The following is a 15,122-nucleotide window of genomic DNA, read 5'->3' on the forward strand; positions in this document are numbered from 1 at the left end:
ATCAAAGGGGTTTTCCCCTCCCCTTCCTACTTGAATAATCCGAATAACAATCAACAAAAATACTTTTAATACTTGGAGGTTTTACTTATGAAAAAAAATTATGCAGATGATAGCTATACGTTACACACAGACTTATATCAAATAAATATGGCAAAAACATATTGGGATGATAAGATCCACGAAAAAATGGCTGTATTTGAAGTTTTTTTTCGTAAGATGCCATTCAACAACGGTTATGCCGTATTTGCAGGGCTAGAAAGAATCATTTCCTACCTTAAAGGATTCGCATTTACTAATTCTGATATCGAGTACTTACGCGATTTGGAATGGTATGAAGAAGATTTTTTAACTTATCTTAAAGAGCTGCGCTTTACAGGGACCGTGCACGCTATGAAAGAAGGAGAATTAGCTTTTGCCAACGAACCGCTTATCCGTATAGAAGCGCCTCTTATTCAAGGACAATTAGTTGAAACCGCTATTCTTAATATCTTTAATTATCAAACATTGATTGCTACAAAGGCATCTAGAATCAAACGTGTAATCCCCGATGAGCAAGCTCTGGAATTCGGTACACGAAGAGCTCAAGAGATGGATGCAGCTATATGGGGTACAAGAGCGGCTTATATCGGAGGGTTTGAATCTACATCGAACGTAAGAGCCGGTAAAATGTTTGGTATTCCTGTGTCTGGTACTCACGCTCACGCAATGATTCAGGCTTATAAAGATGAATATGTTGCTTTCCATAAATACGCTCAAAGCCATAAGGATTGCATATTCTTAGTAGACACGTATGACACACTTAAGTCGGGGGTTCCAAATGCCATCCGAGTTGCTAAAGAACTTGGAGAGAAAATGAACTTCGTTGGTATTCGATTAGATAGTGGAGATTTAGCGTATCTATCAAAACAAGCTCGCAAAATGTTAGATGAAGCTGGCTTTACTAAAACTAAGATTGTAGCATCAAACGACCTAGATGAAGATACAATAATGAACTTAAAAGCTCAAGGGGCGAGAATCGATAGTTGGGGTATCGGAACAAAATTGATTACAGCCTATGATCAGCCCGCTCTTGGTGCTGTATATAAACTAGTTGCTATTGAGAAAGAAGATGGGCAGTTCGTTGATTCCATTAAGATTAGTGGGAACCCGGAAAAAGTAACGACGCCTGGATTAAAAAAAGTCTATCGTATCGTTAACAAGGAAAATGGAAAAGCGGAAGGCGACTACATTACTATGGAAGATGAGAAGCCGCAAGAGGAAGAACGGTTAAATATGTTTCATCCTACTTATACGCATATTGGTAAAATTGTGACAAACTTTGAAGCAGTTGACTTGCACCAAACTATTTTCAAAGATGGTGAGTTGGTGTATACACTGCCCTCTCTTCCTGAGATTCAAGGGTTCGTAAAAGAAAATCTAGGACTGCTGTGGGAAGAATATAAACGTACAGCAAATCCCCAAGAGTATCCAGTAGATTTAAGTCAGAAATGCTGGGACAACAAAATGGAACAAATTAAAGAGGTGCAGGATAAGATTAGACAAAAATTGCAACCAATCAACAAATAAAACCTTTGGGGAGCTCTCTCCTTCGGTTTACACAGACGAAATAGACATATTTACTTTTAAATATTACAGGAGGTTTTTTACTATGGCTAGAATCGGAATTTACGGGTCTTCTTTTGACCCCATTACAAATGTACACTTATGGACTGCAAGCACAATTGCTCATCGTTGCAAATTAGATAAGGTTATCTTTTTGCCTTGCTCGAATAAGAGGAAAGATAAAAGACTGTATTCAAGCGATATCCATCGGTGGGAAATGGTCCAAATAGCGATTAAGGAGAACCCTAAGTTTATTGCGGATGATTACGAAATGAAACAAGATGCTTGGAAGATTACTACTTATGAAACGATGAAGCACTTTAAAGAGGTATATCCAGATGATGAACTATTCTTTATTATGGGAGCTGACTTGCTTATAGACATCGGTGAAGGAAAATGGGGAAATGCAGATTCTTTAATACGAGAAAACAAGTTTATTGTGATGGCTCGCAATGGGATCGATATGCTTGCTGCTATTAGCAGATCACCTATCCTTCGAAACAATGATGACGGGCAGACATTCCATCTAATTGATAAGGGACTGTCTATGGAAATTTCCTCTACTTATATACGTGAAGAATTTTCTCTAGGTGGAGAGCCTCGGTATTTATTGCCGGATGCTTGTTATGCTTATATTAAAGAAAATAATTTATATACAGGCATGTTGATTTAATTGCTTCTTTAGCAAAAATCTTTACCTTTGCTGCATGCGTTTAGTATTGCATTAAACATGAGGGAATCCCTGTACTCATTTAATAAAAGCTCTCCATCTATCAAAAGCATAACGGAGAGCAATTGGTTATTTGAGTGCAGAGGTCCTATTTACCATGCATTACGACAGCAGCTTTCCTACTACCAAAATGTACAGGAACAAAACAGAAAGAAGAAAAGAGATGAGCAATGATGCGATGCTCATCAAAAACCGCTTCCCATTTGTAACGCCTGAAAAGCCGATGACCCCTAAAAAGAAGGCGAGAATTGTTGCCCATAAATTTATCATTAACGGATGAAGAGAAAAATTCGGCTCGATTTCCCACGGTAAAAAAGGAAAAGCCAGAAAGGCCAGTAAACAGCAAATAGATAGAAGAAATGCCCCGGTATTTACTCTTTTTTGCCAAGCAGCTGTATTCATATCATTTATCTCCTATTAACTGAACTATATCATCATTACTATATTTTACAATTAAGAACGATATAGATTGATAAATGGTTCTTTCGCTTTCGAAAATTGTATATAGTGATTTGGTATCTGGTCACCTCTTGCTACTCTCCCTACAAGAAAAAAGACATTTGGAAGCCTTGTTCCAAATGCCTGTTACGCTTACTGGCACATTTTCTGCATGAAGCTCTATTTGTTCGTGACAAGCTGTTTCAGTTTTAATTTATCGATTTTGCCTACGGTTGTTTTTGGCAGTTCGCTCAGGAAGTAGATTTTCTTCGGAATTTTAAATTTCCCTAAATGTTCGAGGCAGCTTGCACGGATCTCTGCTTCAAAATCCTCAATCATTTTTTCACATACGATAAAGGCTGTAACGACCTCACCCCAATACCCATCCTCTGTTCCGACAACAGCCGTTTCCTTTACATTAGGATGCTTACTGATGCATTGCTCGATTTCCTGTGGATAGATGTTTTCCCCGCCGGAAATGATAATGTCTTTCTTCCGCCCGACGATGAATACATCTTCCTCTCTATCCATTTTGGCAAGATCTCCCGTTTTGAACCACTCGCCGTCAAATGTATCCTGTGTAGCCTGTTCATTCTGCCAGTATTCTTTGAATAGATGACGTCCCCGAAGCTGCAGCTCGCCGATTTCCTCATACTTACACAAAGTGCCGTCTTCCTTCACGATGCGCACTTGGTTAAATTGCATACTCTTTCCAACGGCACCGCACTTTCTCAGCGCCTCCAATGGATCAATATAGAAGTTATTCGGACCTGCCTCTGTTAGGCCGTAGCCTTCCTTAAATGACAGTCCCCTTTTTTGAAAATGTCCATAAATTGTCTTTGGGCATGGTGCTCCGCCTGATAGGAAAACCTTCACTGTTGGAAATTTTGATTGGCTGAAATATGAAGTTTGAACGATTTCCTGATACATAGTCGGAACAAATAAGGAAATGGTAGACCTATATTCATCCAGTGCACGTACCGCTGTTTCAGCATCAAACTTTCTACCTATTATGACCTTCCCGCCCGCCATTAATAACGGAATCGCCAACGCATTGATTCCGCCTGTATGAAACAGGGGCATATAGTTAATCGTACAATCCTCGCTGCTTAAGCTCCAGCTGATGATTGTATTCATTGCATTCCAGTTCACCGAATCAAAGGACAGAACGGCCCCCTTCGGATGACCGGTCGTTCCCCCCGTGTAAATAATAAGCCACGGATCTGCAGCCTGCCAGGATATATTTATTCCCGGCAAGGTATGCTCATCAGCAAGTTTATCTCCAAGTTTCCATGTATAAGCGACCGACAGATTACAGGCTATGTCTTCAAAAGATTCTTCATAAATGCACAGCTTCGGCTTGCAGTCGGATGCAAGGACGGAAATTTCCTTCTTTCCAAGGCGCCAATTAAAAGGAACAAAAATAGCGCCTTGCAGTCCACACGCAAATAGGATGGCAAATGTATCGATGTTATTTTCACTGATTATGCAAACCCGGTCTCCCGCTAGAATATCATGTGCATATAATATTTGGCGCCACTTGCTGATTTCTTTCCCTAACTGGTTATACGTCCAGCTTCTGCCTGTTTCAATTTCAACAAGAGCCTCTTTTTGCGGGGTTAATCGGATACGGTTTAAAATCCATTGTTGCTCGTCATACATATTGCCTCCCTCCTACATCACAATGCCTCCGTCTACATGAAGCACATGACCTGTAATATAATCAGATTCGCTAGATGCCAAGAACAGATAAGCATTGGCAATATCCTCTGGCTTTCCAAGGCGCCGTAGAGAAACAGCCGCCTCCATCTTACCAAGTACCTCTTCAGGCATTTTCTGTACCATCGGAGTCAGGGTAAACCCAGGTGCTACGGCATTTACATGAATCCCTTTTCGCCCAAACTCCTTTGCCCACGTCTTTGTCATCCCAATCAAAGCCGCTTTAGATGCAGCATAGTTTGTCTGTCCGACATTGCCATAAACACCGCTGACCGAAGACGTATTGATAATTTTCCCGCTGCCTTGTGTGATCATATAAGGGATGACGCACTGGGTGCAGTTGAACACACCCTTTAAGTTAATATTGATGACGTCATCAAACTGCTGCTCCGTCATTTTGACGAGCATAGCGTCCTTTGTTGTGCCTGCATTATTCACAAGAATATCGATTCGTCCGTATTTCTCAATCGTTTTATTGACGAGAGATTCGACACTGGTGCGTTCTCCTGTATCTGTCTGAATGAACAAAACAGGCCGCTCCTCTCCTACAAACCTCTCTTGTACCTGTATTCCTGCCGTTTTGTTATAATCGGCAATGACAACATAGGCACCCTCCTCAACAAACTTCTGTACAGCCGCGAGTCCAATTCCTCCGGCACCGCCTGTAATAATAGCTACTTTATCCTTCAGTCGCATCGGACCCCTCCCTTAAAAATCGTTCCATTTCTACTGTTAGCGGCTGTAGTTGATCGATAAGCGGTGAATGACCGCAATCTGCCAGCCTCACAACCTTTGCTCTTCCTTCAAAGTCCTCAATAATTTCATTTGTCATATGTCCCGGCACGACATAATCCCGGTCCCCGTAAATGATAAGCACCGGCTGGGTAATGTGCTTGACCTCTCCCGTTCCTTTGCCAGCCATATTATCGATTGTGCTAATATTAAATGTATTGAGAGAATGATAAACATCTGCTAGATTCCGCTGTGTCAGCATATCCTCTACATACTCTTCATATTTTTCCTCGTCGGGCTTGTAATGTGTATAGATAGAAGCATTCCACACCGCCTTTAACCCTTCTTTATTTCGTGTATCGTACAGTCCCTGCATCACTTTTGTTTTCGACTCATCCTGCTCGATTTCTTCCACCGTTGTCAGCCGGTTCGTTATATCCACTTGCCCCTCGGGTGTCGTACCATAAAATGGATAGCCACGTGTGGAACCTGATGCAAGCAGTACAAGCTGCGAGCAATCATCAGGATATAATGCGCAGTATTGCATACAAACCATCCCCCCCGTCGACCAGCCAATGAGGGCAAAATCTTTTAAAGTTAGTGCATCGACAAATAGCTTCAAGTCTTCCGTGAAATCACGGATATGCGTGACCCGCCGGTGGTAGCTTGAACCGCCAAACCCTCGCAAATCCGGGGCAATTATATGATAAGACCCATCCAGACTATCCATCAGGTAATCCCAATGCTTAGACGATGTCATGTTCCCGTGAACGAGTATTACAAGCTGCCCTTCACCCGTTCGTTCGCGGTATGTCAGCGTCTCCCCGTTTGGCAGTTCTACTTTTCTTAATTCATTTACTGTTTTCATCTTCTTCCACCTTCCCCCATTTGATCGTGATGGCACCCCATGCATAGCCAATCCCTGCGCTGACAAACGAAAGTACATCCCCCTGCCTGACTTTGTGTTGAGCAAGCGCCAGCTCCAGCGACAAGATTTGATCCAGCTGTCCGATGTGACCATATCTTTCTAAATAGATGGATTGGTCTTCTGACAATCCGAGTGTTTCCAGCACATAATCATGGGCTGATCTTTTCATATGGAGCATGGCAATGTAACGTAAATCCTGTTCGCTATAGCCGCTCTTAGCAAGGGATGTACGAACCACTTTTATAAAGTTGCTGAGTGACTTTTCCTCCAGCCTCATTTTCATTCCTTCCGGATCAAGCACGTCCAGCCGATATGCCCCCTGTGCAAGCAGCTCAGGAGTCAGCGGCTGCTTAGTACCGCCAACCGGTACAACGACATCTTCGGAAAATGACCCATCCGTTATTATTTCTGCTTCAAGTACAACATTTTCCTGCAAGTTTTTTTGAAGAATCATCGCAGCTCCGCCTGCTCCCAAATTAAACATAAAGCGGGTTCTCTCATTCTCGTAATCTATAAAATCGCTGTTGCGGTAGCCGCCTGCAAGCAGGATTGTTTGTATGGATTCATCTGCCAGCATGAGGCTTTTGGCCACCTTCATCGCCATAATGGCAGTACCGCATCTTAGCTGCACATCAAATGCCCATGCATTGCAGGCCCCAAGCTCCTCCTGCATTTTAATGGCAGCGGTCCAGAGAGGATATTCCTTATGCTCTTCACCGATATAGATGATGACATCGATAGTTTTCGGGTCAATACCTGCTTTTTCAATCGCTTTTTGGGCGGCCCAGATTCCCATTTGAACAGTATGATCATGCACACCGGGTACCGGCTTTTCCTGTATGCCCATCTTTTCTTTCACAATAGCAAGCGGAATATTTGATCGATCACTGATTTCTTCTGCTGTCATCCGATTAGCCGGCAAATAAGTACCGGTTGATAAAATGCCGATATTCATTTCCATTCACCACTTTCGTCAGCTATGCCAGGTGGCGGTACCTTTTGAAAGGTTTCCTCAACCGCTGCAGTCTTTCTTTTCATTTTCCACTCCCCCAGCTTTTGGCTAAGTGTCCCGACAATGCCCCGAGGGAAGAAAATGACGGCTAAAATATAGATGATTCCAAAGATGATAATCCAGCGCTCGAAAATCGGATAGTCCCGCGCAAGTCCTGATAAATAATGCTGGGCAAATTCAATAACAGCAGCACCGAGCAATGGTCCGATCAATGTACCTACGCCTCCTATAATTGTCATAAGCAAAGCATCAAGCGTGATATCCATCGACATGACACTTGTATTAACAAAACGGAGCGATACGGCATATAAGGATCCGGCAAGACTGGCTACAACTCCAGCCAGTACGGAAGCAATTACCTTGTAATGCAGCGTCTTATATCCAAGGGATGCTGTTCGCTGTTCATTCTCCCGTACAGCAATCAACACACGTCCAAGCGGCGATCCGACAAATCGCTTAAAGATGATATAAATGACGATTAAACATGCCAATGCAAACAGATAGAACATCATCCGGTCTCTGAAAAATTCTGGAGCCCGGAATGTAAAGCCATCATTCCCCTTCGTCATTGTCCTCCACTTTTCCGCTACAACGAGCACTAAGCCTGAAATAGCAAGTGTCAGCATTGCATAATAATGGCTCTTCAAACGAAGTGTTAATAGACCGACAAAGAAGCTCAAAACAGCAGAGAGCAGCATTCCTACAGCGATGGAAATAGTGAAAATAGCCATCGTGCTTTCATACATGTTCAGCATAATGGCAGATGTGTAGGCTCCAATCCCGAAGAACATAGCATGACCGAACGATACGATTCCTGTATAGCCGAGGAGCATATCATAGCTCATTGCCAAAATACCGAAAATGAAAATCTGGGTTAGGAGGATGAGTGTCGTCCTGGAGTCAGATACAAAGGGTACGATAGCAAGAATAACTGCCATGACACAAAAGACTGTATTAGAAGTGGTAAATATTGATTGTCTTTTCATGATCTCTTCACCCCTTTGCCACCGTGAATAACCCTTGTGGGCGGAACACGAGCACTATCACCATAATGATCATATTGACCGCCAGGGATAAATACGGTACATAATAAGCCATAAAGCTTCCTGCCAGCCCTACCAAAATTGCGGCAAAAAGTGTGCCGGAGTAGCTGCCCATCCCTCCAATGACAACAACGATAAAGCCTAATATCGCATACTCCATCCCCATTTCCGCATAGATCACGCCGGAATATGGCGCCATCAATACTCCACCGAGCGAGGCAAGAGCCGCCCCTACCATAAAGACATATAAAAATACACGTTTAATATTGATACCGAGCGCCTGCACCATTTCTCTATTCATAACACCGGCCCGGACGATCAGCCCTATTTTTGTTTTTGTCAAAATATAATGGAATACACCATAGATAATAAAACCAGCCGCAATAATGAAAATACGGTACTTAATAATGATGATATTACCGACTTCCCAGCTGCCGGCTAACAGTGGCGGAACACTTACCGGGATACCATTTGGTCCAAATACGACCTTGATACATTCTGAGAGGACAATCATAAATCCAAGCGTAATCAATATTTGCTGCACATGGTTACCGTAAACCGGTGTGATAATCAGCTTTTCTGTAATAAAACCGAGTACTGCACCCGTCAGCAGTGCGATGAGTATACCGATTGTAAAGCTTTCTGTTGCTGCGTATGCGAATATGCCGCTGTATGCGCCCCAGACGAAAAGCCCGCCGTGAGCAAAATTCAGTACGTCCATCAAGCCAAAAATCAGCGTCACACCTGCAGCTAAAAGAAATATGAGCATCCCGGTTGCCAATCCATTGATGATGAGACTAATAATAAGCTCCACCTGTCACCCCTCCTTATCCGATGCCTAAATACTTTCTCTTTAATTGCTCATCTGAGATCAATGCCTTCATCGGCCCATGATGAACCGTTTTCCCGTCATCGATAATTGTGTAGTTGTCACCGATACGACTGGCCATCAGGAAATTCTGCTCAACCAGCACAATGGTTGTCGTCTTTTTCATTTCCTGTATCGCCTCCATTACCTTTTCAACGACAATTGGTGCTAGGCCTTTTGACGGCTCATCAATAAGCAGCATCTGGCTATCGTTGACAAAGGCACGTGCCATCGCAAGCATTTGTTTCTGGCCGCCTGACAGCTTTCCGCCTGCCTTCTTCCAGAATCTTTTTAAATCCGGAAAAAGCGTTAGGATATATTCCTGTTTTTGCAGCGTCTGTTCATTTTCCTTGCGCATCGCTACACGCAGATTTTCCTCTACTGTAAGATCCCCGAATATCCCTTGGTCCTCCGGCACATAGCCAATCCCTAAATTGGCGATATCGTAGGTCATTTTTTTCGTTATATCTGTATTTCTTAATTGAATGGCACCTTTTGATGCGGGCGTCAAACCCATGATCGTTTTTAAGGTTGTCGTCTTGCCTGCTCCATTTCGCCCCAGCAGGACATTCACTTCGTTTTCTACAATATCAAGATTGATACCCTGCAAAATATGGTATTGTCCAATATGGGTGTGTACCTCTTTAAGGCATAGTAAGCTGTTCATCATAAAGCCCCCCTAAATAAGCGTTTTGGACAGTTTCATTATTCATGATTTCCTGCGGTGTCCCGTCAGCGAGCAGCCTGCCATTGAAAAGCACCATGATGGAATCGGACAAGTCCAAAATCATATCCATTTTATGTTCAATTAGCAATATTGTTTTTTCTGAGCTTCTCTTAATACCTCGGATGACATCCAGAATGGCCGGTACCTCCTCCAAGGACATGCCAGCAGTTGGTTCATCCAGCAATAAAACCTCTGTGTCGAGTGCAAGCAGCATCGCGATTTCGAGCTTGCGCTTTTCACCATGGGACAATTGACTGGCCGGCATATATAGCTTGTTTGTCAGCATGACCTGCTCCAGAATACTAATAGCACCTTCAGTAATTCGTTTATAGGACGTAAAATGCCGCAGAACATGAAATCGGATTTTCTCGCGGGATTGTACAGCAAGCCTCACATTTTCCAGTACGGTCAGATTCGGAAAGACGTTCGTAATTTGAAATGAACGCCCAAGCCCCAGCCTTGTACGCTCCACTGGAGATCGCCTGGAAATATTTTCTCCTTTAAAAAATACCTCTCCGCTTGTCGCCTGCAGCTCACCACTGATCAGATTAAAAAAGGTTGTTTTGCCCGCCCCGTTAGGACCGATAATTGATTTGAAATGCTTTTTAGGAATGTCGATTGTGACATTATCCACGGCTTTATGCCCGCCAAACTGAATACCCAGCTGTGATGTTTTTAAAATTGTCTCCATTTCCTTCCTCCTTCGATCTGGCTTTCTTACTACTTCTTCGTGAGAAATATTAAGAGAGCCAGACCGCTTATGCGTACGGTCTGATTCATTTTTCTAATTCATAACAGGGGGTTCTGTCTCTTCAGGCGACAACTCTCGAATGAGAACAGGTACCGGATAATCTACGCCTTCCACTGTCTCCAGACGAATAGAATACATCGGCTGTAATGCCTGATGGTCCTCTTCGCGGAATGTCATCGTTCCTTTTGGTGTATCAAATGACATGCCTTCCATAAGCGGGATTAGTGTATTACCATCTGCATCACCGCCTGATTTTTTTAGTGCCTCTACCATCGCTACAGCAGCCGAGAAGCCTCCTGGCGTGAATAGATCCGGCACTTCATTGTTATAGCGTTTCTTGTGCTCTTCTACCATCCAATCGTTTATTTCATTATTAGGAAGCGTATGGTAATACACACTGAATCCTTCCATGCCGACAAGTGGTCCCATCAGCTGAAGTGCAATAATATCCGGGGCTCCAGTAGAAATCTTGATGCCTTTTTCCTGCAGTTTCATATCTGAAATTTGCTGCCACGGAGAATTCGCACCTGCCCATACTACAAATAGGTAATCCGGCTTTGCGTCCACGATTTTTTGAATATTGGAAGTGAAGTCTGTTGCAGCCGGGTCCGCAAACTCTTCAAGCACAATCTCAGCGCCCAGTTTCTCTGCCGCTGTTTTAAAAGCAGATACTCCGTCCCAGCCAAACGAGTAGTCAGGAGCGAAAGTAGCAATCTTTACTCCTTCTTTTGCGATTGCCGCTGCTGCTGCATAGGCATCCTGTGAGGAGTTGCGGGCTGTTCGGAATATAAATTCATTAAACTCTGAACCTGTAATACTATCAGCTACCGCCGGTTCGACAATCATAATTTTCTCGTATTCTTCCGCCAGTGGAAGGACCGCCAGTGTATCTCCAGAGCTGGAGGAGCCTACTAAAAAGTCAACACCATCATCTTCCAGAAGCTTCGTTGCCTTCTGGACTGCTACCTCCGGCTTTGTCTCCGTATCTTCCCAGATGACCTCTATTTTCTTTCCTTCCACTTCCATCGTACCTTCAGTTGCATACTCAAGACCAAGTTCAAATCCTCGCTGCGTCTGTTTGCCGTAGGATTCTAGCGCACCCGTCAAGGAAGCAAGCACCCCAACTTTAATTGTGCCGCCTTCCCCCGCTCCCTCATCGCTGCTGGCAGTAGTGTCTGAGTCACCTGTATCAGAGCAGGCAGCCAAAATAATGGCAAACATACATAAGAATAAAAACGACCGAAACCTTTTCATCCCTCATTCCTCCCTTTCTTTAGTAAAGCGCTTTCATGTTGCATTAACATTATCCTATCCCGCAGGAGTTACAAAAGAGTTACAGAATATTAGAAAGGCATCCTTCCTTCCATTTTGTTAGAGGAATATTATGCATAAAGGCCGTTTACTGGTCTGTAGAAGTACATAAAAAAGCCGCCCAAATTGGACAGCTTTTTCACATTTTAATTAGCTTTTCAAATATTTCCGTTGTCATGTGCATCGGTTCTATGTCATACTCCTGTGCCAGTATTTTCTCGCAACGGTCATATGTTTTTTGCACTTCTACTTTATTTTCAAGGTAAAAGTGACACCACATCATAAGACGGTAAGCTTCTTCCCATGTGGGGTCTTTTTGTAAAATTGCTTCGCATGCAAGAAGACATTCCTCATACTGCTGTTCGTCATAACTGAGCATGGCGATTTGCTGCATTGCCTTCAGGTAAAGTGTTTTCATGCGGTTTCTTTCATGCTCTATCCAGTCAGCCTGCATATTTTCTTCATACAAATCACCTGTATACTGTGCAACAGCTTTCCGCAACCATTGCTTCTGTTGAAATGGCTCAGCATCTCTCTTCGCCAGCTCTAGCAGCTGCTCAAAGTAGGCAATATCACTCAAAATAAGCGGTGATTGGTGAATACGATACATGTTCTGTTTCCGTTCAATGTAGAAAGGCTCCTCTCTTGCACTGCGGCCGGGCTCCAACACCTTTAACAATGCATTGTAGGCGACCTTAAAATCCCTGATTGCTACTTCCTCCGTACTGGTCGGGAATAATGCAGCCATGATCTCTTCCTTTGCACAAAACCTACTGCGATTAATATAGAGATACGTAAATAGTTCCTTCGCCTTACCCCTCTGCCATACTTTTTCATGCTCTACCTGCCAGTCGCGCATCAACAGCATCGGTCCGAAAAATCTGATATAAATAGCCGGTTTATTTTCTTCATGAGGGGCCAGTACTTGCTGCTTTTGCATCAAATCCCTTGGACCGAATAACGTTACTTTTGTTAAAAAGAAGTCGTAACCATGCTTTTCCAGCAACTGTTCAAATAACGAACGAAACTGCACATAGCTGCTCTGGTCATTCTTCTTCACAGATAAAACCATATGCCAAAAGTACGTAACCATTAGACAATAGGAATCTTTTACTTCCTCAAAATTCTTGACCGTTTCGGCAGCCATCTGTACTGCATCTTCATACATTTCATTTTCCACATATAGAATGAGCAATGCCAGCTTCAGCAGTCCTGTTACCCAGCGATCCTCTACTTTCTCGGTAGCTGCTAACCCTTGCATAGCATAGCGTTTTGCCAGTGTTACGTCTCCCTGTCTTCCATATGCAAGTGCCAGCCCTACGTAACATTCTGCCTTGATCCGCTTTACCTGCAGCTGTTCCATTTGCTTGGCTGCCAGTTCGTAATAGTGAATGGCTTCTGCAGGGTCGTATGGATTTAATAATAGCTCAGCATGTCCATTACGTATATTTGCAACAGCAATGTTGAATGCCTCACGGGATGTGATACTGTTTTGCAGTCCTCTAAAGGCAGTTTCCTTCGCGCGCACTCGGTTGCCCATCATCGCATAAATGAGGGATAATAAGGCGTCTGTTTCCCGGTGTGCAGACGTACCGGTTTGCTGTGTAAATAACCGGGATTCTGCAAGCGCTCTTGCTTTTTGTAAGGCCCCTTGTCTTAAATGCATGCGGATATCAATATTGCCTTCTTGGAGCAGTTCATTATTTAAATGTAATTGCTCCCAATACATAATGCCATTAAAGGCTTGCCCGATATTAACCAAGTTTTCAACATACTGAAGATTTAAATGAATAAATTCCTGCTTTGGGATTTGACATTGATTGGCCAACTGCAGTGCCTCCTGAAGATAGCCCTTCGCTATGGAAGGCTGCAGTGTATCGACATAAATTCTGGCTAATCCTGCCTTTGATCTAACGATTGTCAAAAGATCGTCACGCTGCTTCGCCTTTTCGACACACATTTCGAAACAGATTTGTGCTTTCCTGTAGAAAGCGCTCAGCCGCAGGCACTCCCCTTCTATATAATAAAGCGGGTAATATTCCTCACGTATCGACGGGGAGCATTTTTTTATCTTCTCAAGCAGCCATTTATAACGGCCGGTTTGCATGAAATAATCAGCGTAATGAATTAGCATTTCACAAATAAACCGCTCATCATCAGCATGACTAATATGATAAAAAGCCTGGATGATATCCTTTTTCTCGATGAAATAGATGGCAGCCTTTTTATGCTGCTCTGCAACGACCTGCGGACTTTGCTTCATATATTGCTGCATAAGAAACTGCTTCATTAAACTATGGAATCGGTAGTCTTTTTGATTACCCAATGTCTGTATGAAGGCATGATGGCGATAAATATACTCCAGCCGTTCTACCTCCTTCGTACCAAAAAGATCATGGATGATTTCTTCGGAAAATGTATCAAACAAGCTGAAATTCATTAGCGCCTGTTGAATTACAGGCTCTAAATGCTGAAATAGCTCATAGTATAAATAATCATTAAAATCCTGCAATGTAATTTTTGAAAAATCAAAGGGGTACCGCTCACTTTCCATCTGCATAGCGAGAAGAACAACTGCCATAGCCCATCCTTCTGTCACCTCATAAATCTGCTTAATTTCGTCTTCTTGAAGCAATCTCTCATAATAATCTTCAAAAAGAATACCGATTTCATCAGGGGTAAATACAAAATCCTCTTCTGTGATAACAGTAAGCAAACGTTTACTTTTCAACTGATGAAAACAGCCCCATGTTGGTTGGATTCGGGTAGCCACGATAAAATGCACATGCGAGGGGGCGAATTTCACAAGCTGCTCGAAAACATAATTGATTTGAAATACATGATTCACAAGATGAAAATCATCGATAACAATATAAATTTCCCGTGGAATGCGAGACAGTGCATTACAAAATAAAGTGAATAATGTATTCAAGTCCTCTATTTTTAAAAATGTCGTTATTTGATCCCATGCTGAATCCAGCAAATCAAATTCTTTGTGGACGACTTTTATACTTTCATACAAATATTTTAAAAATGGCAGGATACCATCATCGTTTTCTGTTACCTGATACCAGCTGAATGGAAGACCTTCATCAGCAAAAAATTGAGCCAATGAAGAAGTTTTTCCAAACCCCGGTCCGCCATGTAATAGCGTAAGCGCTGAAATTCTGCATTTTTTTAATTTTTTCATAATGGAGGACTTCCGCATATATTGCGAAGCTGGGTTGGGTGCCATTATTTTTGAATAGATAATGTCCATAT

General features: G+C 42.9%; 13 protein-coding genes. 2 read left to right on the top strand and 11 right to left on the bottom strand.

Annotated elements, in window-relative coordinates; translation table 11 throughout:
* Nucleotides 1-87 precede the first annotated feature (87 nt).
* Nucleotides 88-1,566: a nicotinate phosphoribosyltransferase gene (locus BOD01S_RS06060; RefSeq protein ID WP_036158374.1), complete on the top strand. Its 1,479-nt coding sequence runs from the start codon at nt 88-90 to the stop codon at nt 1,564-1,566.
* 82 nt (nt 1,567-1,648) lie between these two features.
* Nucleotides 1,649-2,275, top strand: coding sequence for a nicotinate (nicotinamide) nucleotide adenylyltransferase (gene nadD, locus BOD01S_RS06065; protein ID WP_036158371.1), 627 nt, complete (start codon nt 1,649-1,651; stop codon nt 2,273-2,275).
* A gap of 159 nt (nt 2,276-2,434) precedes the next feature.
* On the opposite strand, the gene BOD01S_RS06070 is transcribed toward nadD, so the two are convergent.
* The 11 genes from BOD01S_RS06070 to BOD01S_RS06120 form a co-directional block, all read right to left on the bottom strand.
* Nucleotides 2,435-2,734: a hypothetical protein gene (locus BOD01S_RS06070; protein ID WP_036158369.1), complete on the bottom strand. Its 300-nt coding sequence runs from the start codon at nt 2,732-2,734 to the stop codon at nt 2,435-2,437.
* 216 nt (nt 2,735-2,950) lie between these two features.
* Nucleotides 2,951-4,432 (bottom strand): AMP-binding protein, encoded by a 1,482-nt coding sequence (locus tag BOD01S_RS06075; protein ID WP_036158367.1) that lies wholly within the window; start codon nt 4,430-4,432, stop codon nt 2,951-2,953.
* Between the two features lie 12 nt (nt 4,433-4,444).
* On the bottom strand, nt 4,445-5,185 hold the full coding sequence (fabG, locus tag BOD01S_RS06080; protein ID WP_036159611.1) for a 3-oxoacyl-ACP reductase FabG: 741 nt from the start codon (nt 5,183-5,185) through the stop codon (nt 4,445-4,447).
* Nucleotides 5,169-6,089, bottom strand: a complete 921-nt coding sequence (phaZ, locus tag BOD01S_RS06085; protein ID WP_036158363.1) for an intracellular short-chain-length polyhydroxyalkanoate depolymerase — start codon at nt 6,087-6,089, stop codon at nt 5,169-5,171. The genes fabG and phaZ overlap by 17 nt, the downstream gene beginning before the upstream one ends.
* The gene (locus tag BOD01S_RS06090; RefSeq protein WP_036158361.1) at nt 6,073-7,104 is read right to left on the bottom strand and encodes a 3-oxoacyl-ACP synthase; all 1,032 of its coding nucleotides are present in this window, start codon (nt 7,102-7,104) and stop codon (nt 6,073-6,075) included. The genes phaZ and BOD01S_RS06090 overlap by 17 nt, the downstream gene beginning before the upstream one ends.
* A complete protein-coding gene (locus tag BOD01S_RS06095) occupies nt 7,101-8,099 on the bottom strand; it encodes a branched-chain amino acid ABC transporter permease (protein ID WP_233153065.1) in 999 nt (332 codons plus the stop codon). Before BOD01S_RS06095 ends, BOD01S_RS06090 begins: the two co-directional genes overlap by 4 nt.
* A gap of 55 nt (nt 8,100-8,154) precedes the next feature.
* Complete coding sequence (locus BOD01S_RS06100; RefSeq protein WP_036158358.1) at nt 8,155-9,018, bottom strand: branched-chain amino acid ABC transporter permease; 864 nt, start codon at nt 9,016-9,018, stop codon at nt 8,155-8,157.
* A 13-nt stretch (nt 9,019-9,031) separates the two neighbouring features.
* Complete coding sequence (locus BOD01S_RS06105) at nt 9,032-9,739, bottom strand: ABC transporter ATP-binding protein (protein ID WP_036158356.1); 708 nt, start codon at nt 9,737-9,739, stop codon at nt 9,032-9,034.
* Nucleotides 9,717-10,490, bottom strand: coding sequence for an ABC transporter ATP-binding protein (locus BOD01S_RS06110; RefSeq protein ID WP_036158353.1), 774 nt, complete (start codon nt 10,488-10,490; stop codon nt 9,717-9,719). The genes BOD01S_RS06105 and BOD01S_RS06110 overlap by 23 nt, the downstream gene beginning before the upstream one ends.
* Nucleotides 10,491-10,583: 93 nt before the next feature.
* A complete protein-coding gene (locus tag BOD01S_RS06115) occupies nt 10,584-11,804 on the bottom strand; it encodes a substrate-binding domain-containing protein (protein ID WP_036158352.1) in 1,221 nt (406 codons plus the stop codon).
* 196 nt (nt 11,805-12,000) lie between these two features.
* Nucleotides 12,001-15,120 (bottom strand): BTAD domain-containing putative transcriptional regulator, encoded by a 3,120-nt coding sequence (locus tag BOD01S_RS06120; RefSeq protein ID WP_036158349.1) that lies wholly within the window; start codon nt 15,118-15,120, stop codon nt 12,001-12,003.
* Between the last annotated feature and the right edge of the window lie 2 nt (nt 15,121-15,122).

The sequence above is a fragment of the Lysinibacillus odysseyi 34hs-1 = NBRC 100172 genome, assembly GCF_001591965.1.
GTDB lineage: Bacteria > Bacillota > Bacilli > Bacillales_A > Planococcaceae > Lysinibacillus_B > Lysinibacillus_B odysseyi.